Origin of the sequence: Pseudomonas sp. A6 (assembly GCF_052367875.1) — a bacterium.
GTDB lineage: Bacteria > Pseudomonadota > Gammaproteobacteria > Pseudomonadales > Pseudomonadaceae > Pseudomonas > Pseudomonas citronellolis.
Genome location: NZ_CP198970.1, coordinates 6,388,761 through 6,409,236 on the forward strand (window position 1 = coordinate 6,388,761; position 20,476 = coordinate 6,409,236).

The following is a 20,476-nucleotide window of genomic DNA, read 5'->3' on the forward strand; positions in this document are numbered from 1 at the left end:
CCAACTTGGGGGAGCTTGCATGAACCGCTACACCACCCCGGCGCCGACCACCGGCAGCCGCTCGTTGCACAAACCGCTGGCCCTGGCCATCGCCCTGGCCCTGGGCGCCGGCGCGCTCGCCGCCACCACGACCCAGGCCGCGGAAGCCGCGCGCTACGACATCGCCGCCGGCCCGCTGGCCGAGGTGCTCGGGCGCTTCGCCAGCGCCGCCGGGGTGGCCCTGTCGTTCGACGCCGCGCAACTGCGCGGCCGCCAGTCCAGCGGCCTGCACGGCAGCTACGACGTCACCGGCGGCTTCAGCGCGCTGCTCGCCGGCAGCGGCCTGGAAGCCGAGCCCCAGGCCAACGGCAGCTACGTGCTGCGGCCGCTGCCCACCGACGGCGCCGTGGCGCTGTCGGCCAGCACCATCACCGCCAGCCTCGGCGCCGAGACGCTGCCGCCCGCCTATGCCGGCGGCCAGGTGGCCAGCGGCGCGCGCCTGGGCATGCTGGGCAACGCCGACCTCATGGACACGCCCTTCAGCGTCACCAGCTACACCGCGCAGACCATCGAGGCGCAGCAGGCGCGCAGCGTCGCCGACCTGCTGGTGGCCAACGACCCGTCGGTGCGGGTGGTCGGCGGCCGCGGCGACCTGGTGGACACCTACGTCATCCGCGGCTTCAACGTGAACAACGCCGACGTCGCCCTCAACGGCCTGTACGGCGTGCTGCCCTACTGGCGGGTGCCGATCGAGTTCGCCGAGCGCGTCGAAGTGCTCAAGGGCCCCACCGCCCTGCTCGGCGGCATGTCCCCCGGCGGCAGCGTCGGCGGCACCATCAACCTGGTGCCCAAGCGCGCCGAGGACCAGCCGCTGACCCGCGTCAGCCTGGACTGGACCGACCGCTCGCAGGTCGGCACGCACCTGGACATCGGCCGCCGCTTCGGCGAGGGCAACGCCTTCGGCGTGCGCTTCAACGGCGTGTACCGCAACGGCGACACCGCCATCGACCACCAGAGCCGCGAGTTCCCGCTGATGTCCCTGGCCCTGGACTTCCGCGGCGAGCGCCTGCGCCTGTCCAGCGACCTGCTGTACCAGAAGGAAAGCCTGGAAGGCGTGGTGCGCCCGGTGATCACCGGCACCGCCACCAGCATCCCCCACGCGCCGGACTCCAAGACGCGCTTCGGCCTGCGCGATTCCTACCTGGACCAGGAGGACTACTCCATGGTCAACCGCGGCGAGTACGACCTCAGCGACCACCTCACCGCCTTCGCCAGCATCGGCGGACGGCAGAGCAACTACGAGACCATCGCCGCCAACAGCATCCTCAACGGCAACCAGGGCGACATCATCAACGGCCTGGCGCGCCAGCGCGCCGACCGCCGCACCTACTCCGGCGAGGCCGGCCTGCGCGGCGACTTCGACACCGGCCCGGTGCGCCACGACTGGACCTTCAGCGCCAACCGCCTGCACGAGCGCGTGGGCATGGTCTACGTGTTCACCGGCATGCAGCCGGGCAGCCTCTACGAGACCTCGCCGCACACGCCGATCCCGGACTTCTCCAGCCTCGACGGCGGCATCCCCAAGACCAACGAAACCGACCTTTCCGGCGTGGCCCTGGCCGACAAGCTGTCGATCCTCGACGAGCGCGTGCAGTTCACCGCCGGCGTGCGCCGGCAGACGGTGCAGTCCAAGGACTACGACCCGTCCAGCGGGGCGCGCACCAACAAGTACGACGAGCACGCCTGGACGCCGATGTTCAGCCTGCTGGTCAAGCCGCTGGACGAGCTGTCGCTGTACGCCAACTACATCCAGGGCCTGAGCCAGGGCGACACCCCGCCCTCCACCGCGGCCAACGCCGGCCAGGCGCTGGCGCCGTACAAGGCCGAGCAGTACGAGGTCGGCGCCAAGTACGAACTGGGCAGCTTCACCACCACCCTGGCGCTGTTCGAGATCAAGAAGCCCAACGCCTTCCTCGACGCCGACAACGTGTTCCGCGCCGACGGCGAGCAACGCAACCGCGGCATCGAGCTGAGCCTGTTCGGCGAACTGACCGACGACCTGCGCGTGCTGGCCGGCGCCACCTACATCAAGGCCGAGCAGAGCAAGACCGCCAACCCCGCCAGCGAAGGCCAGGACGCCCCCGGCGTGCCGCGGCGCCAGGCCAACCTGGGGCTGAGCTGGGACACCCCGTTCGTCCAGGGACTGACCCTCGACGGCCGCTGGATCTACACCGGCGCGGCCTACCTGGACACCACCAACGACCTCAAGGTCCCGCACTGGAACCGCGTCGACGTCGGCGCCAGCTATGCCTTCCAGGTCGCCGGCAAGCCGCTGGTGGCGCGGGCCAACCTTGAGAACCTGCTGGCCAAGGACTACTGGACCGCGTCCAACGGCTACATGACCGTCAGCTCGCCGCGCACCCTGTCGCTGTCGCTGACCGCGGACTTCTGAGGCGCCCATGACCGCGAAAGCCCTGCGCACCTGGTACCTGGTGCACAAGTGGACCAGCCTGGTGTCCACGCTGTTCCTCCTGCTGCTGTGCCTGACCGGCCTGCCGCTGATCTTCCACGAGGAGATCGAGCACTACCTGGAACCGCACCCGGAGCTCAAGCCGCTGACCGCCGAGTCGCCGCGCATCGACTACGACGACGTGGTGGCCCGCGCCCTGGCCGCGCGCCCGGGCGAGGTGGTGCGCTTCGTGGTGTTCGACCCCGACGAGCCGCTGGGCGCGGTGATCACCGCGCCCAGCCTGGTGCCGCCGCCGGAGATCGGCCACGTGCAGCCGTTCGACGCGCGCACCGGCGAGTTCTTCGACCCGGAGCCGCCGCCCGGCGGCTTCATGTACCTGATGCTCAAGCTGCACACCGACCTGTTCATGGGCCTGCCCGGCTACCTGTTCCTCGGCTTCATGGGGCTGCTGCTGGTGGCCTCGCTGGTATCCGGGGTGGTGGTCTACACGCCCTTCATGCGCAAGCTCGACTTCGCCGCGGTGCGCACCAGACGTAGCCGCCGGGTGAAGTGGCTGGACCTGCACAACATGCTGGGCATCGTCACCCTGGCCTGGGTGCTGGTGGTGGGCGCCACCGGGGTGATCAACACCCTGGCGCTGCCGATCCTCATGCTCTGGCGCAGCGACCAGCTGGCCGACATGACCGCGCCCTACCGCGACGCGCCGCCCATGGCCGACAACGGCTCGCTGCACAAGGCGCTGCAGACCGCCCAGGCGGCGGCGCCGGACATGACCATGAGCTTCATCGGCTTCCCCGGCACCCAGTTCAGCAGCCAGCACCACTACGCGGTGTTCATGCACGGCGCCACGCCGCTGACCAAGCGCCTGCTCAAGCCGGCCCTGGTGGACGCGCAGACCGGCGAGCTGACCGACATCCGCGAGATGCCGCTGTACGTGAAGACGCTGTTCCTCTCGCAGCCGCTGCACTTCGGCGACTACGGCGGGCTGCCGCTGAAGATCGTCTGGACGCTGCTCGACCTGGTGGCCATCGTCGTCCTCGGCAGCGGCCTGTACCTGTGGTTCGCGCGGCGCAAGACCATGGAGAAACGCCTGGCCGACCTGCAGGCCGGGCACCTGGCCGCGGAGGGCGAGGCATGAAGCGCAACCTGTGGATGGTGTTCCGCTGGCCCCTGGCGCTGGCCGTGCTCAGCCTGGTAGGGCTGATTTCCGCGCTGGTCGGCGACGGCCCCTGGGACGCGCTGTCCTGGTTCGCCCTGGGCGTTCCCCTGGTGGTGATCCTGGCGGCGCTGGCCCGCGCCCGCAGGCCGTCGCCATGAACCCGATCTACAGCGACCGCGCCCTGCGCCTGTGCGGCTACGCCGGGCTGCTGGCCGCGGTGTTCTGGATGATCGGCGACGCCGGCCTGCTCGGCGCCCGGGCCAACCTCGCCGACTACCCGCCGCTGCAGGACTACCTGGCGCGGATCAGCTTCGAAGGCCTGGACTACATGCTGCCCAACAGCGAGCCGCGCCTGGCCTTCGGCGCCCTGGTGGCAGTGCTGGCCATGCCGCTGTACCTGCTCGGCGCCTGGCACTGGTTCCTGGTCGCCCGCGGCCGGGGCTGGATGGCCTGGACGCTGTTCGCCCTGCTGGTCTGCGGCAACGCCTACTCGCCGCTGGGGCACGCCGCCTTCTACCACCTGGGGATGGTCTACAAGACCCTCCTGCTGGTGCCGGCGGACGCCCATCCGGCGCTGCTGGCGCTGGGCGAGCAGTTCCACCGCCTGCTGATGATCGCCTGGGTGGCGGCGGTGGGCGGCCTGGTGGCCGGGCTGGCCGTGCTCACCCTGGCCATCGCCTGCGGGCGCACGCGCCTGCCGCGCAGCAGCGCGCTGCTGCTCAACCCGCTGAGCCTGGGGGTGCTGGGCCACTTCGCCCCCGCCGTGCTGGCGGAGCCGCTGGGCACCTGGCTGCGCGGCGCCGGCATCAACATCGGCTGGTTCGTCGCCTACGCCTTCTCCAGCCTGTGGTTCGCCCGGCGCGGGGCTCAGAGCCGGTAGGGCAGGCGCACGCCGGCGTCGTCGACGGGGAAGTCCCTGGTGTTGCGGGTGACCAGCAGGCGCCCCTGCACCTCGGCGCTGGCCTTGATGATGGCGTCCGGCAGCTTCACCCGCAGCGCCTGGCGCACCGCCACGGCGCGCTCGGCGACGGACGCGTCGAGCGGCACCAGGGCGAAGCTGTCGAGGAAGGCGCGGGTGGCCGCGGCGGTGGCGGGCGTGGCGCCGATCATCACCTCCATCCAGGTGACGATGCTGATGGCGGGGTCATCGTAGCGGCGCAGCTCGTCGCGGGCCTGTTCGTGGCCGTTGAGGTAGTCGATGAGGATGTTGGTGTCGAACAGCGCCTTCACCATTCCTCGCGCACCTTCTCCTGGTAGGCCAGGCCGTCGCCGGCGCTGCCGTTCCACAGGCCGAAGGCGGCCTCGGCATCCTGCCGGCGGTGCCGGACCAGGTATTCGGCGACCGCCTCGCGAATCAGCGCGGCGCGCGATTGCTGCTGTTGCTCGCCCAAGGTATTGAGCGCCTCGAGGTGTTCGGCGGGGATGTCGACCAGGGTACGCATGGCGTCCTCCATATGTGATATCGATAACATATATCACATATCTCTGATCGACCAAGCCTCCGTTTGTATCAGCGTTTGCCCAGCACCTGGCGGTGGAACAGCACGCAGACCACCACGAACACCAGCAACCCCAACCACTGCGCGGTGTCCTCGAAGCCGGCGCCGACCAGCGCCAGGGGCGCGTCCTTGCCGCTGGTGCCGATCAGCGCGGCGAGCAGGATGCCCATCAGGCTCTCGCCGACGATCAGCCCGGAAGCCAGCAGCACGCCGCGGCGGCGCGGCAGGTCGGCGTACTTGTCCTCGTTCACCCCGGCGGCCTGGGCGCGCTTCTTCAGCGCGCTCTCCAGCAGCCAGGCGAGCACCGCGCCCACCACCAGGGTCATGCCGATGGTCGGCGGCAGGTAGATGCCCAGGCCCACGGCCAGCACCGGCAGGCTGGCCTTGCCGGTGCGGCGCAGGAGCAGGTCGACGAGGATCAGGGCGATGCCCAGGGCCATGCCGATGAGGATCATGTTCCAGTTCAGCGCGTTGTGGAAAATCCCGCTGGCGATGGCGGTCATCAGCGTCGCCTGGGGCGCGGCCAGGGCCGCGCCGGGGTCCATGCCCTCGCGCGGCAGGGCACCGGTGAAGCCATAGGCGTTGTACAGCAGCTCCAGCACCGGCGGGATCACCAGCGCGCCCACCAGGCAGCCGACGATCAGCGCCACCTGCTGGCGCCAGGGCGTGGCGCCGACCAGGTAGCCGGTCTTGAGGTCCTGCAGGTTGTCGTTGGAGATGGCGGCGATGGCCAGCACCACGGCGGTGGTGAACAGCGCCAGGGCGATCGCCAGCTTGCCGCCCTCGCGGGCCAGGAAGCCGGTCTCCAGCGAGCCGACGCCGAGGATCAGCAGCGACACCAGGATCACCGCGATGATGCCGATGCCGGAGATCGGGCTGCTGGAGGAACCCACCAGGCCGGCCATGTAGCCGCAGGCGGCGGCGATCAGGAAGCCGAAGAAGAAGGCGAACACCACGCAGGTGGCCACCAGGCCCCAGAAGGCGAAGCCGGCGAGGTCCGGCGCGGCCTGGCCGAGGAAGTAGGCGAAGACCACGAACAGCGCCACCAGCAGCACGGCGGCGATGGCCAGGATCCAGGCCGCCGGCATGTCGCGCTCGGTGCGCAGGTCGCTGGTCTCGGCGCGCCCGCTGATGGCGCTGAGCGAGGCCCAGACGCCCTGCACCATGGGCTTGAACAGGGTGGCCAGGGTCCAGAGCGCTGCCACGCCGATGGTGCCGGCGCCGAGGAAGCGCACCTGGCTGCTCCACAGCTTGCTGGCCAGCTCCGGCAGGCTCTGCCCGGCAGCCAGGGTGCTGTTCACGGTGAGCAGCGGCACCGCCACGCCCCAGGCAATCACCACGCCGATGAGGATGGCGATGCCGGCGGTGATGCCCATCAGGTAGCCGGCGCCGACCAGCGCCAGGGAGAAGCCGGTGGACAGACGGAACGCCGCCTGGCCGGCGGTGAGCCAGAAACTGAAGCCCTCGGCCAGCAGCTTGAAGCCGCTGCTGAACAGGCTGAACAGCGCCGCCACCAGGCCGCCGGCGAGGATGTCGCGCAGGCCCGGCTTGCTGCCGTCGCCGGTCTGCGGGTGTTCCTCGTCATGGCTGCCGACGCGCAGGATCTCCGCCGCCGCCACGCCCTCGGGGTACGGCAGGCTGCTCTGCACCACCATCACCCGGCGCAGCGGGATGGTGTAGAGCACCCCGAGGATGCCGCCGATGGAGCAGATGGCCGCGGTCTGCCAGAACGGGAAGCCGGCCCAGTAGCCGATCATCAGCAGCCCCGGGAGGATGAAGATGATCGACGACAGGGTGCCGGCGGCCGAGGCCTGGGTCTGCACCATGTTGTTCTCCAGGATGTTCGAGCCGGAGAAGTAGCGCAGCACCGCCATGGAGATCACCGCGGCGGGGATCGAGGAGGCGAACGTCAGGCCGACCTTCAGGCCCAGGTAAACGTTGGAGGCGGTGAAGACGACGGTGATGAGGGCGCCGAGAATGAGCCCGCGCAGGGTCAGTTCGGCCAGGTTCGATTCGTCCGGAATCCGTTCGAGCATGGAAGGAAGTCTCTGAAAGGCAACCTGCCAAGCTTAGGCCAGAGCGGCGCGCGCGCCCACGACGCCGAATATCGCCCAGGCGACGCCCCCCGCTTTTCGTAGGAGCGAGCTTGCTCGCGAACAGCTTCGGCACGAAGCGGTTCACACCCACCACGCCGAATGCCACCCACTCAACGCCCCCGCTTTTCGTAGGAGCGAGCTTGCTCGCGAACAGCTTCGGCACGAGGCGGTTCGCGAGCAAGCTCGCTCCTACAAGGGCAAGGGTTGGCGTGCGGGGATCAGAACGGTTTGTCGCCGAGGATGGTCGCGCGGTGCATCACCCGGCGCTGCGGGCGGTAGTCGTCCACCGCGTAGTGCTGGGTCACGCGGTTGTCCCAGAAGGCCACGTCGTTCTCGCGCCAGCGCCAGCGCACGGTGAACTCCGGGCGGGCGACGTGGGCGAACAGCAGGTCGAGGATGGCCCGGCTCTCGGCCGCCGAGAGCTCGTTGATGCGGGTGGTGAAGCCATCGCTGACGAACAGCGCCTTGCGCCCGGTGACCGGGTGGGTGCGGATCACCGGGTGCGAGCGCGGCGGGTTCTTCTTGCGCGCCTCCTCCAGCCGCGCCAGGTCGGCGTCGGTGGCGCCGAAACGTTCCTGGGGGAAGGACTTGCTGATGTCGTGGGTGGCGGTCAGGCCATCGAGCAGGCGCTGCAAGGGTTTGGACAGCGCCTCGAAAGCGGCGATGCCGCTGGCCCAGAGGGTGTCGCCACCGTAGGGCGGCAGTTGCTTGGCGGCCAGCACTGCACCCAGGGCGGGGGTTTCCAGGAAGGTCACGTCGGTGTGCCAGATGGCGTTGTCGCGCACGTCGGTGACGGCGGTGTCGAGCACGATCACCTCACGCTGCTCGGGCACGCTGGGGTAGATCGGGTGGATATGCAGGTCGCCGAAGCGCGCGGCGAAAGCGGCCTGCTGCGAAGGAGTCAGCGGCTGGTCGCGGAAGAACAGCACCTGGTGGGTGAGCAGGGCCTGCTCGATGGCCTGCTGTTGGGCGTCGTCCAGCGGCTGGCGCAGGTCGATGCCGGAGACTACGGCGCCGAGGGCGGGGCTGAGGGGGGCCAGGGTCAGGGTGGTCATTTCTTTTCTCTCTCGTGTTCTATACAGGGAAGAGCACCCTCTCCCCAGCCCTCTCCCGCAAGCGGGAGAGGGAGCCGTTCGGTGTATCCGTCGAGCGCCGAGCTAGCCGGCGACTCCGATCAGTCCCCTCTCCCGCTTGCGGGAGAGGGTTAGGGAGAGGGGCTCTGGCTCTTGCTCTTACCCCAGCCCCAGGCCCTACTCCCAGGAAGCAAACCGCCCCTGCAACCAGCGCAAGCCCACCTCGAAGCTCAACGCGATCCCGGCGATCAGCAGAATCCCCAGCACCACCACATCGGTCGCCAGGAACTGCGCCGCCGACTGCACCATGAAGCCCAGCCCGCGGTTGGCGGCGATCAGCTCGGCGGCGACCAGGGTCGACCAGCCCACGCCCAGGGCGATGCGCAGGCCGGTGAGGACTTCCGGCAGGGCGCTGGGCAGCACCACGTGGCGCACCACCTGCCAGCGGTTGGCGCCCAGGCAGCGCACCGCCTGGATGCGCGACTTGTCCACGCGGCGCACGCCGGCGGCGGTGGCGATCAGCAACGGGGCGAACAGCGCGAGGTAAATCAGCAGCACCTTGGACAGCTCGCCGATGCCGAACCAGATGACGATCAGCGGCAGGTAGGCCAGCGGCGGGATCGGCCGGTAGAACTCCACCAGCGGGTCCAGCGCGGCGCCCACCAGCGGGTTGAGGCCCATGAGGATGCCCAGCGGAATCGCCGTGAGCACCGCGGCGCCGAGAGCCAGCAGCACTCGCAGCAGGCTGGTGCCGATGTGCTGCCACAGCGTGGCGTCGACGTAGCCTTCGGCGAGCACCCGCTGCAAAGCTTCGTAGAGTTGCTCGGGAGCCGGCAGGAACAGCGTGTCGACCCAGCCGAAATGGGTGGCGAACCACCAGAGCGCGGCAAGTGCGGCGATGCTCCCGGCGGCGGCCCAACGCCGCGCGTCGCGCGGGCGGGTAGGCTTGGCGCGGCGGCGGGCGGGCAGCTTGGCGCTGAGGGTGTCAGTGGGCATGTTCGGCCTCCGGTTCTTCGAGGAACTCATCCAGCAACGCCTGGCGCAGGCGGCCGAACTCCGGGTCGGCCTTGATCGACCGCACCGGCTCGCCGGCCGCGTAGCGCCGCGCGAAGTCCGGGCGCAGGCGCTTGACGATGCGCGCCGGCGGGCCGTCCATGACCACCAGGTCGGTAGCCAGGAACAGCGCCTCGTCGACGCTGTGGGTAATCAGGAACAGGCCCTTGCCGGTCTTGCGCCACAGGTCCAGGGTGAGCACCTGCATGCGCTCGCGGGTCAGCGCGTCGAGGGCGCCGAAGGGCTCGTCCAGCAGCAGGAAGTCCGGCTCCACCGCCAGCGCGCGGGCCAGGCCCAGGCGCTGGCGCTGGCCGCCGGAAAGCTGCGAGACGCGGTAATGCGCGTGCTCCTGCAGGCCCACCAGGGCCAGCACCTCGCGGGCGCGGACCTCGCGTTCGGCGCGGCCCAGGCCACGGATGCGCAAACCCAGGGCGACATTGTCGAGGGCGTCCAGCCAGGGCATCAGGGCGTCGTCCTGGAACACCACGCCACGCTCGCCGCCGGGGCCTTCGAGGGTCCGCCCGTCGATCTGCACGCGGCCGCGGTCGGGCTTCTGGAACCCGGCCAGGACGTTGAGCAGCGTGGACTTGCCGCAGCCCGAAGGGCCCAGCACCACCAGGGACTCGCCCTTGGCCACGTCCAGGGTCAGCTCATGCAGCACGCGCCGGGTCTGGCCATGCTGCTGGAAAGAAAGGCTCACGGCCTCGGCCGTCAGACGGCTCATGTTTCTGCCCTCCGTAGGGTAAGAAGGAATGCTGGGGGCGCTTCGCACGTTGCGCTCTTCGCTCTCAGCTCTCTGCCCTTCGCTCTTCGCTCTTCGTAGGAGCGAGCTTGCTCGCGAACAGCCCGGCACCTTTCTCCACCTCGTCATCCCCGCGAACGCGGGAACCCAGAGACTCTGGATCCCCGCGTTCGCGGGGATGACGGGGAAGGTGCGGTGTGAAGCGGGTTCGCGAGCAAGCTCGCTCCTACAGGGAGATCGAGCGGGGAGATCGAGCTGGGAGATCGTGCGATCAGCGCTGCCCCACCTGCACGCTCTCCGCCTGGCGCACGTACTCCGCGCTGACGTAGGGCGAGTAATCCTTGAGCACCGAAGGCACGCGCTTCTGCTCTTTCAGGAAGGCCGCAGTGCCGGCGATGTCCTTGGCGGTACCGCCGCCCAACAGCGCGCTGGACAGTTGTTCCTTGGTCTCGGGGAAGGCGCTGCCGGCCAGCAGCTCCGGCACGTCCTCGGGCGAAGCGCCGGTCAGCCGGGCGATCTTCTTCGCCTGCTCGGAATCGGCGGTCCACTGGGCCTTGTGCGCGTTGTAGTCGGCGAAGGAATCGAGGGTCACGCGGGCGAACTTGGCCAATACCTCCGGGTGCTTCTCGGCGAAGTCCTTGCGCGCCACCCAGACTTCGAAGGTCGGCGCGCCCCATTTGCCCACTTCCGCGGCGTCGGTCAGCACCTTGCCGCTCTTCTTGATCTCGCCCAGGGCCGGGGCCCAGACGAAGGCGCCGTCGATGTCGCCACGGCGCCAGGCGGCGGCGATCTCGGTGGGGTTGAGGTTGACGATCTTCACCTGGGTCGGGTCGATCTTCCAGTGCTTGAGCGCGCCCAGCAGGCTGTAGTGCGAGGTGGAGACGAAGGGCGTGGCGATGGTCTTGCCGACCAGGTCCTCGGGCTTCTCGATCTTGCTGCCGTTGTGCACCACCAGGGCCTCGGCCGCGTTGATCTGCGCAGTGACGATGAAGGCCACGATCGGCAGGCCGCGCGAAGTGGCGGCGGCCAGCGGGCTGGAGCCCAGGTTGCCGAGCTGCACGTCGCCCGAGGCGATGGCGGCGACCACTTCCGGGCCGCTGTTGAAGCGGCGCCAGTCGAGCTTCTCGCCGATGGCTTTCTCGTAGGTGCCGTCGGCCTGCGGGACCTTGGTCGGGTCCACGCCGGTCTGGTAGCCGAGGGTGATGTCGGCCTGGGCGATGCCGGCGACGCCGGCCAGGGTGAGCGCGGCCAGCAGGCGGCGCGGGGCGAAAGTGCGTTTCATGGGGTGCTCCTGGAAATGCATTCGGGGCGGCCGGCCGGGCCGTGACGGGCCGCCCCTCGCGGAGCGGCGGAAAGTTCGCTTCAGTTGCGCGCCAGGTCCGGCTGCCAGACCTGCACGGCGCGGGCGTCCACCGGCTTGGGCAGCAGACCCTCGGCGTAGAAGGCGTCGGCGATGCGCTGCTGCTCGTCGAGGCCGTCGGCGCGCACCGGCTGCACGTCGTAGCTGCGGCGGGCGTTGGCCTGCTCCACGGTGGCGGCGTCGAGGTTGCCCCACAGCGGGCCGAGCAGCCTGGCCGCGTCGGCCGGGTGTTGCTTCACCCAGCGCCCGGTCTTCTGCAGTTCGGCGAAGACCTGCCCGAGCACTTGCGGGTGGGCCTTGGCATAGTCACTGGAGGCCAGGTAGTAGCGCTGGTAGCTGGCCAGGCCCTGGCCGTCGGCGAGCACGCGGGCGTGCTGCTGGCGCTGGGCGCTGGCGACGTAGGGGTCCCAGGTCACCCAGGCGTCCACCTTGTGATTCTCGAAGGCGGCGCGGCCGTCGGCGGGGGTCAGGTAGGCCGGCTGGATGTCGGAGAACTTCAGCCCGGCCTTGGCCAGCGCGGCGATCAGCAGGTAGTGGCTGCCAGCGGCCTTGGTCACGGCCACGCGCTTGCCTTTCAGATCGGCCAGGGATTTCAGCGGCGAATCCTCCGGCACCAGGATCGACTGCGCGGTGGGCGACGGGGTTTCGCGGGCGAAGTAGGTCAGCTGCGCACCGGCGGCCTGGGCGAAGACCGGCACGGTGTCGGCGACGTCGGCGGACAGGTCGACGTTGCCGACGTTGAGCGATTCGAGCAGCGGCAAGCCGCTGGGAAACTCATGCCAGGACACCTTGATGCCCTGCTTGCCCAGCTCGCGCTCCAGGGTGCCCTGGGCCTTGACGATGGTCAGCAGGGTGGAGGACTTCTGGAAACCGATGCGCAGGGTGCCTTCGGCGTGCGCGCCCAGGGCGCCCAGCAGGGCGGCGGAGGCGGCGAGGCCGACGGCGAAACGGCGCAGGAACGGGCTGCGGGACATGGGTACGGCTCCTCGGGTACGGGGCGGCCGCCTGCAGAGCGAGGACGGACCACGGGACTGGTGTCAGGTGTTCTGGATGAGTCCGGTGGTCCGGTGAAGTGAAGATTACAGCTATAAAAAATCAGAAATAAATAATTTTTAGTTCTTAACTAATACCGCGCGGATTCATCCCGCCATCAGTGCGCAGCCCCCAGCAGCCGGGCCCTCACGCCCTCCGCGCGGAGGCTGGCCTGGGCCGCCTGGCGGGCCACCGCCAGGGCCTGGGCGGCGAGGTTGGAGAAGTGGCTGGCGCGACCGAAGGCCAGCGCCGCGCCCGCCTCGATGTCCTCGTCCAACTGCCGGGCGGCCTGCTCGCTGAGCACCAGGCCCAGGCCGAGCAGCCGCGACAGCTCCGAGGCCTCGGGCAGGTCCAGGCTGTCCGCGGCCTGCAACGCCAGGCCCAGGGCGACGTTGGCCTGCAGCAGCTGCGCCAGGCCGTCGCCGAGCACGCGCCGCGGCGTGGCCGCCAGGCCCGGCGGCAGCAGGATGTCCTCCGGGTGCAGGCGCAGGCCCTGGCAGTGGGCGCCGGCGCGCAGCGCAAGGCCGGCCCGCGCGCTGGGCAGCGCAGCCAGCAGGAAGTCGCCGCTGGGCGCGTGCCAGGCGCGCAGCAGCAGCCAGTCGGCCGCCTCGGCGGTGAAGGCATCCCATTGCGCGCCGTTGACGCGGAAGCCGCCGCGCAGGTGTTCCTCGGCCCGCAGCAGTTGGCCATCGTCCTCGCCCAGGGCGCCCCACAGCGGCTCGCGCAGCAGGCTCAGGTGCAACAGGCGCTGCAGCTGTTCGCGGCTGCCGAGCAGGCGCACGCGGGTCAGTTGCAGGTGGTGCACGGCGAACAGCCGGGCCAGGCCGCCGTCGCGCTCGCAGAGGTCGCGCAGAACCTGCAGGACCTCGCGCCAGGGGCTGCCGGCGCCGCCCAGCTGGGCCGGCAGCGACAGCCGCAGCAACCCGGATTCGCGCAGGGCGCGGGCCCAGGCGGCGGGGCCGGCGACGGCGGGCTGGGGGAACGGCTCGGCGGGAGCCAGCCGGGGCGGGGCGACGCTCATGGGCACCTCGGGACGACGGGATCAGTGCCTGGGCGAATGGCGCGCGGGAAGACTGAAGCGAAGGGGTTCGGCGGCGCCCCGTTGCGCCGCGCGCGAGGCGCGGCCGGGGCGGCACTTAGAACCATATCCAAGCAGTGCGGCAAGGTTAAATAACCTTTTTGCCTTAGCTGAGAACCGTCAGGGCTGCCGTTGGCCAACGGCCGGCCCCTGCTCCACCGCGAAGCCCGCGGCGAAGGTCGGCTGCACGTCCAGGCGCTGCGGGATCAGCCCATGGGCCTGGTAGAAATCCGCGGTCTCCTGCTGCTGGGCGAGGGTCTGCGCGTCCAGCGCCTGCCAGCGCAGTTGCCGGCGCTCGAACTGCAGGCGCGCGGCGTCCTCGGGGAAGCCGATGATCTTCGCCAGGCTGCGCGAATACTCGTCCAGGTGCGCGTAGGCCCAGCGCTGGGCGCCGGCCAGGCGTTGCAGGTAGTCCTGCAGGGCGGCGCGTTTCGCCGGGTCGGCCAGGGCGCTGTCGGTGGCGGCGAGGAAGCTGTTGCCGGCCCACAGGCCGCGGCCGTTGACCAGCACCCGCGCCTTGTCGGCGGTCTCCGAGAGCGCGGTGTAGGGCTCCCAGGTCGCCCAGGCGTCCACCGAGCCGTTGGCCAGGGCCATCTTCGCGTCCACCGGGCCGAGGAAGCGCAGTTCCACGTCCTTCTCGCTCAGGCCTGCCGAAGCCAACGCCTTGAGCGCCACGAAGTGGCCGATGGAGCCGCGCCCGGTGGCGATGCGCTTGCCCTTGAGGTCCGCCGCCGAATGCAGCGGCGAGTCGCCGCGGACGATCACGGCGGTGCCGTAGGGGTCGGACTTGTCCACCGCGATGGCCTTCACCTGGGCGCCAGCAGCCAGGGCGAAGAGCAGGGGTGCATCGCCGATGATGCCGGCATCCACCGCGCCGGCGTTGAGCGCTTCGGCCAGGGGCGCGGCGGCGGGGAATTCGAACCACTGGATGTCGTAGGCCAGGCCCTTGAGCGCGCCGGCGGCGTCCAGCTGGGCACGCATGTTGCCCTTCTGGTCGGCCAGGCGCAGGGTCGCGCGCTCGGCGGCGAGGGCCTGGCCGGCGGCCAGGCACAGCAGCAGGAACAGGCTGAGGATCTTGCGCATGGCGGGGCTCCTCAACGCTGGCCGACTGTGAGGTCGGCAGACAGCTGGCGGGCCACCTCGGCGGCGCCGGCGGACAGGCTGAAATCGAACGCCGGGGCGACGTCCAGCGCCTTGGGCAGCACGCCCTCGCCGTGGAAGAAGTCGGCGGCCTTCTGCAGCGTGGCGGCGATGTTCGCATCGAACACGATGGGGCTGATGCGCGCCTCGCCCACCCAGCGGCGCGTCACCTCCCGGGGCATGTTCAGGTCCTTGGCCAGCGCCGCGGCGAAGGCGTCCGGATGCTGCAGGGCCCAGACCTGGGCGCGCGCCAGGCGCGTCAACAGGTCGCTGATGGCGGCCTTCTTGCCGGCGATGGCGGCGTCGCTGGCCAGGGCGTAGGAGTAGCCGGTCATGATGCCGTCGCCGTTGTCGATCACCCGCGCCTGGTCGAGCAGCACGGCGCTGGAGGTGTAGGGCTCCCAGGGCACCCAGGCGTCCACCGAGCCGCGCACCAGGGCGGCGCGGCCGTCCACCGGGCCGAGGAAGGAGAAGGTCACGTCCTCGGGCTTGAGCCCGGCGCGGCGCAGCGCGCCCAGGGCCATGAAGTGGCCCCAGCCGCCGCGGTTGACGGCGATGCGCTTGCCCTTGAGCTCGGCCACCGAGTGGATCGGCGAATCCTTGCCCACCACCAGCGCCACGGTCGCCGGGTTGAAGTGCCAGGCGCCCACGGCCTTGAGCGGCGCGCCGGCGGCGTAGACGAAGAGGAACGGGATGTCGCCGGTGAAGCCGATGTCCAGGGCGCCGGCGTTCAGCGCTTCGAGCACCGGGGCGCCGGAGGGGAAGGCGGACATCTCCAGCTTGTACGGCAGGTTGTCCAGCTCGCCGGAGGCGCGCAGCGAGGCGTAGCGGTCGCCCTTCACGTCGCCCAGGCGCAGGGTGACGGGTTCGGCGGCGCTGGCGGCGCCGGCCAGCAAGGTCGCGGCCAGCAGGCCGGCGAAAACACGCAGGGTTCGTTTCATGGGGCAATCTCCAGGCGGCTTCGCACGGAAGCCAGGGGTTGTCTTGGGGCTATCCGTTCCGCCGGTGCGGTCGCCGATATTGCCGTCGTTGTTGTCGGGTGATCGCGCGGGCTCAGGGACTCAGCGCCGCCCTCCCCGCCGCGATCCAGACGCTGTCCTTCTGCGGGGTGTGCACGCGCCCGCAGAGCACGTCGCGGTAGTGGCGCTGCAGCGGGTTGTGCCGGCTCAGGCCGTGGTTGCCGCTCAGCTCCAGGGCCTTCTCGACCACCGTCACCGCGTTGTCGGTGACGGCGACCTTGATCAGTCCCGCCTCGCTGGCGCTCAGCCGCTCGCGGCAGGCGGCGTCGAGCAGCAGGCGGTTCTGCAGCAGCAGGCCGTCGATGGCGCCCAGCGCTTCCTGCACCCGCGGCAGGCTGGCCAGGGGCGCGCCGAGGCTGGCCGGCACGCGCTCGCGCAGCCAGCCCAGCAGCCAGTCGCGGGCGGCACCGGCGATGCCGTCGTAGAGCGCGCCAAGCAGCGCCGCGCTGGCCTGGGCGAAGTCGCGCAGCACCGCTTCGTCCGGCGCCGGCGGCTGGTCGTGGGGGTAGAGGCCGACGGCGTGTTCCAGCGGCACCGGCACGTCTTCGAAGATCACCTCGTGGCTGCCGGTGGCGCGCATGCCCAGGTGGTCCCAGCTTTCCACGATGCGGATGCCGGGGCTGTCGCGGCGCACCAGCCAGGCGCCCACGCGCGGCGTCGGCTCGTCGCTGCGCGCCCACACCGCCAGCCAGGTCAGCCCGGGAATGCCGGTGGTGTAGAGCTTGTGCCCGGACAGCCGCCAGCACTCGCCGTCACGCCGCGCCACGGTTTGCGGCAGGCCGCCGCGCGAGGGCGAGCCCAGCTCCGGCTCCACCCGCAGGCTGTTGATCAGCGCGCCCTGCTCCAGCGCCTCGCGGGCCACGCGGCGCTTCAGCGCTTCGGGCCAGCCGGGGTTGTCGGCCAGGCGCCGCAGGTGCAGGTACTGCATGCACAGCACCAGCGCGGTGGAGGGTTCGCCACGGGCCACGGCGCCGACCACCCGGCGCAGTTCGCCGAGGCCGGCGCCGGGGCCGCCGAGCGCCTGCGGCAGGGCCAGGCCGAGCAGGCCGAAGTGCTGCAACAGGGCGAGGTTGGCATGGGGGAAGTCGCCGCTGCGGTCGTAGGCCTCGGCGCTCTCGGCCAGTTGCCGGGTGAGCGCCGGCAGCAGGTCGTTGAGCGCCAGCGGCGGGGTCTGCAAATTGGCCATGGGTTCAGGCCGTGGCACGCCGGCGCTCGCGCTCGGCGACCTTGGCGCGGGTCAGCGGGATCAGCTCGCGGCCGTATTCCACGGCGTCGTTGAGCGGGTCGAAACCACGGATGAGGATGCTGCGCACGCCCAGGTCGTAGTAGGCCAGCAGCGCATCGGCGACCTGCTCCGGGGTGCCGACCAGCGCGGTGGAGTTGTGCCCGCCGCCGACCAGCTTGGCGATGCCGGTCCACAGGCGTTCGTCGACGCGGTCGCCCTGCTCCACCGCCTTGAGCAGGCGCTGGGCGCCGACGCTCTGCGGCTTGCCCTTGGGGAAGCCGGCCTCGCCCAGGCGCTGGCTGGCGGTCGCGCGGATCGCCTCGGCCCTGGCCCAGGCCTCTTCCTCGGTGCGCCCGAGAATGGGCCGGAACGACAGGCTGAACTCCACCTCGCGGCCGTTCTGCCGAGCCTGCTCGCGCACCGCGGCGATGGTCTCGGCGGCCTGGGCCAGGGGCTCGCCCCAGAGCATGAACACGTCGGCCTGCCTGCCGGCGACCTTCAGCGCCGCCTCCGAGGAGCCGCCGAAATACACCGGGATGTGCGGCTTCTGCTGCGGGCGGATAGCCGAGAAGGCCTGCTCCACGCGGTAGTGCTCGCCGTGGAAGTCGAAGGGCTCGGCGCTGGTCCAGGTGCGCTTGAGCACTTCGATGAACTCGTCGCTGCGGGCGTAGCGCTGGTCGTGGTCGAGGTAGTCGCCGTCCTTGCGCTGGTCGGCGTCGCTGCCGCCGCTGATGATGTGCACCGCCAGGCGCCCGTCGAGCAGGTGTTCGAGGGTCGCCAGCTTGCGCGCGGCCAGGGTCGGGGCGACGAAGCCGGGGCGGTGCGCCAGCAGGAAGTTGATCCTGGAAGTGGCCAGGCCGGCGGTGGCGGCCACCAGGAAGCCGTCCGGCTGATCGGACCAGTAGCCGACCAGGATGCGGTCGAAGCCGGCCTCCTCGTGGGCGCGGGCGAAGGCGGCGATGTACTGCTTGTCGAGGATCGGGCCGGCCGGGGCGATGGTCTCGGAGGCCAGGCGGTGGCCGATCATGCCGAGGAACTGGATGCTCATGGGGTTGCGTCCTGTGCTCAGTGGAAGGCGTTGGCGAAGGAGGGGTCGATCACGCTGGCGGTGTCGAAGGCCTTGGGCAGCGCGCCGGTCTGCAGCAGGAAATCGGCGGTGCCCTGGTAGTCGGCGGCGGCCTGGGCGTCCACCGGGCCGACGCTCATGCCGGCCTGGCCGATCCAGTGACGCGACACGGCCGGGTCGAGGTTGGCCTTCTTCGCCCAGATGTCGGCGTACTGCTCCTTGTGCGCCTCGACCCAGGCCCGGGCCTTCTGCAGGCGGCCGAGGAAGTCGGCGATCTGCGCGCGCTTGGGCTCGATGGAGGCGGCGTTGGCGGCGATGCTCGACAGCCCCGGCATCAGGTCGCGGGCGGTGAGGATCGGGCGCGCGCCGGAGAACACGATCTGCTGCGAGATGTACGGTTCCCACACCGGGAAGGCGTCGATGCTGCCGCGCGGCAGGGCGGCGGCGGCGTCGATGGGCATCAGCTTGACGAAGTCGACGTAGTCGCTGGGCAGGCCGGCCTTCTCCAGCGCGCGCAGGGTCAGTTGCTGGCTCCAGGCGCCGGGCCAGTAGGCGACCTTCTTGCCCTTGAGGTCGGCGATGCTCTGCACCGGCGAGTCCTTGGGCACCAGCAGGGCGATGGTGTCGGGGTTCTGCCGCGACACGCCGATGAGCTTCACCGGCGCGCCCTTGGCGGCCAGGAAGATGAACCCGGAATCGCCGAGGAAGCCCAGGTCCAGCGCCCCGGCCTGCAGCCCTTCGGCCACGGGCGCGGCGGACTGGAAGTGCTTCCAGTCGACCGTGTAGGGCGCGCCTTCGAGCACCCCGGAGGCCTCCATGGAGGCGCGCACGTTGTAGTAGTTCTGGTCGCCCACGCGCAGCGTCGGCAGGTCGGCGGCCTGGGCCAGGGGCGCGCCCAGCAGCAGCGCGGCGAAGGTGGCGCGCAGGCGTCGTTTCAGGTTCATCGGTGGGGCTCCTCAGCCGGCGCGGCGCAGTTGCGGCAGGCGGGCGATGTGGTCGTGAATGGCGGGAATCAGGCCCTGGCCGTAGCGCACGGCGTCGCCGAGCGGGTCGAAGCCACGGATCAGGAAGGTGGAAACGCCCAGGCGGTAGTACTCGCCCAGGGCGGCGGCGACCTGCTCGGGAGTGCCGACCAGGGCGGTGGAGTTCCAGCGCGCGCCGGTCAGCCGGGCCACGCCGGTCCACAGCCGGGTGTCGAGCACGTCACCTTGTTGCGCGGCGGCCAGCAGGCGTTGCGAGCCGACGTTCTGCGGCTGGTGGTCGTGCAGCGGCAGGCCCAGGCGCTCACGGTTCTCGCGCACCTGTTCGAGCACCTCGGCGGCGCGCTTCCAGGCGGCTTCCTCGGTGTCGGCGACTATCGGCCGGAACGACACCGAGAAGCGCGGTTCGCGGCCCTGGGCCCGGGCGGCGGCGCGCACCCGGCGGATGTGGCCGTCGACGGCGGCCAGCGGCTCGCCCCAGAGCATGTAGGTGTCGGCGTGCCTGGCGGCGACCTCGATGGCGGCGTCGGAGGAGCCGCTGAAGTAGATCGGGATGTGCGGCTTCTGCCGCGGGCGCACGGCCGGCGAGGCGCCCTGGAAGCGGTAGAACTCGCCGGCGAAGTCCACCGGGGCCTCGGCGGTCCAGATGCGCCGCAGGGCGTCGAGGTATTCGTCGGTGCGGGCGTAGCGGCGGTCGTGGTCGAGGTAGTCGCCGTCGCGCGCCAGGTCTTCGTCGTTGCCGCCGCTGACCACGTTCAGGGCGAGGCGGCCGTCGCTGAACTGGTCGAGGGTGGCGAGCTGGCGCGCGGCCAGCGGCGGTGCGATCACCCCGGGCCGGTAGGCCAGCAGGATACCCAGGCGCCGGGTGGCGGCGGCGACGAAGGAACTGACCACGGCGCCCTCGGCGGCATTGCTGAAGTAGCCCACCAGCACGCGGTCGAAGCCGGCGTCCTCATGGGCCTGGGCGAAGCGCCGGACGAAACCGGCGTCCACCGCCTCCCCCAGCGGCTGGTCCACCTCGGAACTCGGGGTGGCGGTGATCATGCCGAGAATTTCCACGCTCACTGTGTTGCCCTCGCCTGGGCCGCTGCATAAGGGCGGCGGCTTTCGTTATAAGAAAAACGTCTTGATGGACGTTGTTCTTAGAAGCTATAGGCAAGCACTTCATGATGGAAATTCATTTTTGGCATATTCTAATATGCTAATTACGCATATTCAGGGTTGGCCAAGTTGCGCGGGGGAGGTTTTTTGCTTTTGTAGGAGCGAGCTTGCTCGCGAACAGAGTTTCCCGGTCATGCCGGTATCAGGCATGAGAGCGCCCTCTCCCTAACCCTCTCCCTGAAGGGAGAGGGGACCGTTGGGCAGGGTTTGATGTTATGGCGTCAGCCGGCAACCCCCGCGGTTTCCGGCTGAAACCACTTCCTCTCTCGGCACGGACAAGCCCCCTCTCCCTTCAGGGCGGGGCGCGCAGCCGAGGGCTGGGGAGAGGGGACGGAGTCGACCTG

The 20,476-nt window shown here is 70.5% G+C and carries 19 protein-coding genes; 4 read left to right on the forward strand and 15 right to left on the reverse strand.

Going from position 1 to position 20,476, the window contains the following annotated elements; genetic code table 11:
- Window positions 1–19: 19 nt before the first annotated feature.
- The 4 genes from ACTWJ5_RS28150 to ACTWJ5_RS28165 are packed head-to-tail and all read left to right on the forward strand — an operon-like array spanning window position 20 to window position 4,488.
- The gene (locus ACTWJ5_RS28150) at window positions 20–2,431 is read left to right on the forward strand and encodes a TonB-dependent receptor (RefSeq protein ID WP_074982899.1); all 2,412 of its coding nucleotides are present in this window, start codon (window positions 20–22) and stop codon (window positions 2,429–2,431) included.
- Window positions 2,432–2,438: 7 nt separating this feature from the next.
- Window positions 2,439–3,587, forward strand: coding sequence for a PepSY-associated TM helix domain-containing protein (locus tag ACTWJ5_RS28155; RefSeq protein WP_074982897.1), 1,149 nt, complete (start codon window positions 2,439–2,441; stop codon window positions 3,585–3,587).
- Complete coding sequence (locus ACTWJ5_RS28160; RefSeq protein WP_074982895.1) at window positions 3,584–3,766, forward strand: hypothetical protein; 183 nt, start codon at window positions 3,584–3,586, stop codon at window positions 3,764–3,766. Before ACTWJ5_RS28155 ends, ACTWJ5_RS28160 begins: the two co-directional genes overlap by 4 nt.
- Window positions 3,763–4,488 (forward strand): DUF6796 family protein, encoded by a 726-nt coding sequence (locus ACTWJ5_RS28165; protein WP_074982893.1) that lies wholly within the window; start codon window positions 3,763–3,765, stop codon window positions 4,486–4,488. Before ACTWJ5_RS28160 ends, ACTWJ5_RS28165 begins: the two co-directional genes overlap by 4 nt.
- Here ACTWJ5_RS28165 and ACTWJ5_RS28170 read toward each other — a convergent pair.
- From ACTWJ5_RS28170 to ACTWJ5_RS28240, 15 genes are all read right to left on the reverse strand, one after another.
- Window positions 4,476–4,841 carry a type II toxin-antitoxin system VapC family toxin gene (locus ACTWJ5_RS28170; protein ID WP_058073004.1) on the reverse strand — a complete coding sequence of 122 codons (366 nt, stop codon included), beginning with the start codon at window positions 4,839–4,841 and terminating at the stop codon, window positions 4,476–4,478. The genes ACTWJ5_RS28165 and ACTWJ5_RS28170 overlap by 13 nt on opposite strands.
- Window positions 4,835–5,050 (reverse strand): ribbon-helix-helix domain-containing protein, encoded by a 216-nt coding sequence (locus ACTWJ5_RS28175; RefSeq protein ID WP_253392721.1) that lies wholly within the window; start codon window positions 5,048–5,050, stop codon window positions 4,835–4,837. Before ACTWJ5_RS28175 ends, ACTWJ5_RS28170 begins: the two co-directional genes overlap by 7 nt.
- A gap of 68 nt (window positions 5,051–5,118) precedes the next feature.
- Complete coding sequence (locus ACTWJ5_RS28180) at window positions 5,119–7,143, reverse strand: OPT family oligopeptide transporter (RefSeq protein WP_444436981.1); 2,025 nt, start codon at window positions 7,141–7,143, stop codon at window positions 5,119–5,121.
- Between the two features lie 278 nt (window positions 7,144–7,421).
- A complete protein-coding gene (gene tauD, locus ACTWJ5_RS28185; protein WP_043268829.1) occupies window positions 7,422–8,258 on the reverse strand; it encodes a taurine dioxygenase in 837 nt (278 codons plus the stop codon).
- A 195-nt stretch (window positions 8,259–8,453) separates the two neighbouring features.
- Window positions 8,454–9,272: an ABC transporter permease subunit gene (locus tag ACTWJ5_RS28190; protein WP_444436982.1), complete on the reverse strand. Its 819-nt coding sequence runs from the start codon at window positions 9,270–9,272 to the stop codon at window positions 8,454–8,456.
- Entirely contained in the window at window positions 9,262–10,053 is a 792-nt protein-coding gene (locus tag ACTWJ5_RS28195) for a taurine ABC transporter ATP-binding protein (RefSeq protein ID WP_116424329.1), read from the reverse strand. Before ACTWJ5_RS28195 ends, ACTWJ5_RS28190 begins: the two co-directional genes overlap by 11 nt.
- A 289-nt stretch (window positions 10,054–10,342) precedes the next feature.
- Window positions 10,343–11,353: a taurine ABC transporter substrate-binding protein gene (gene tauA, locus ACTWJ5_RS28200; RefSeq protein ID WP_444436983.1), complete on the reverse strand. Its 1,011-nt coding sequence runs from the start codon at window positions 11,351–11,353 to the stop codon at window positions 10,343–10,345.
- 80 nt (window positions 11,354–11,433) lie between these two features.
- Window positions 11,434–12,405 (reverse strand): aliphatic sulfonate ABC transporter substrate-binding protein, encoded by a 972-nt coding sequence (locus ACTWJ5_RS28205; protein WP_009613194.1) that lies wholly within the window; start codon window positions 12,403–12,405, stop codon window positions 11,434–11,436.
- Window positions 12,406–12,581: 176 nt separating this feature from the next.
- A complete protein-coding gene (locus tag ACTWJ5_RS28210; RefSeq protein WP_444436984.1) occupies window positions 12,582–13,484 on the reverse strand; it encodes an acyl-CoA dehydrogenase family protein in 903 nt (300 codons plus the stop codon).
- 177 nt (window positions 13,485–13,661) lie between these two features.
- Window positions 13,662–14,624 (reverse strand): ABC transporter substrate-binding protein, encoded by a 963-nt coding sequence (locus ACTWJ5_RS28215; protein WP_444436985.1) that lies wholly within the window; start codon window positions 14,622–14,624, stop codon window positions 13,662–13,664.
- A gap of 11 nt (window positions 14,625–14,635) precedes the next feature.
- Window positions 14,636–15,622 carry an aliphatic sulfonate ABC transporter substrate-binding protein gene (locus tag ACTWJ5_RS28220; protein WP_444436986.1) on the reverse strand — a complete coding sequence of 329 codons (987 nt, stop codon included), beginning with the start codon at window positions 15,620–15,622 and terminating at the stop codon, window positions 14,636–14,638.
- A gap of 112 nt (window positions 15,623–15,734) precedes the next feature.
- Entirely contained in the window at window positions 15,735–16,886 is a 1,152-nt protein-coding gene (locus ACTWJ5_RS28225) for an acyl-CoA dehydrogenase family protein (RefSeq protein WP_444436987.1), read from the reverse strand.
- 4 nt (window positions 16,887–16,890) lie between these two features.
- Window positions 16,891–17,973, reverse strand: coding sequence for an LLM class flavin-dependent oxidoreductase (locus tag ACTWJ5_RS28230; RefSeq protein WP_058488300.1), 1,083 nt, complete (start codon window positions 17,971–17,973; stop codon window positions 16,891–16,893).
- Between the two features lie 17 nt (window positions 17,974–17,990).
- The gene (locus ACTWJ5_RS28235) at window positions 17,991–18,935 is read right to left on the reverse strand and encodes an ABC transporter substrate-binding protein (RefSeq protein ID WP_253412243.1); all 945 of its coding nucleotides are present in this window, start codon (window positions 18,933–18,935) and stop codon (window positions 17,991–17,993) included.
- A gap of 12 nt (window positions 18,936–18,947) precedes the next feature.
- Window positions 18,948–20,015, reverse strand: a complete 1,068-nt coding sequence (locus ACTWJ5_RS28240; RefSeq protein ID WP_444436988.1) for an LLM class flavin-dependent oxidoreductase — start codon at window positions 20,013–20,015, stop codon at window positions 18,948–18,950.
- Window positions 20,016–20,476 lie beyond the last annotated feature (461 nt).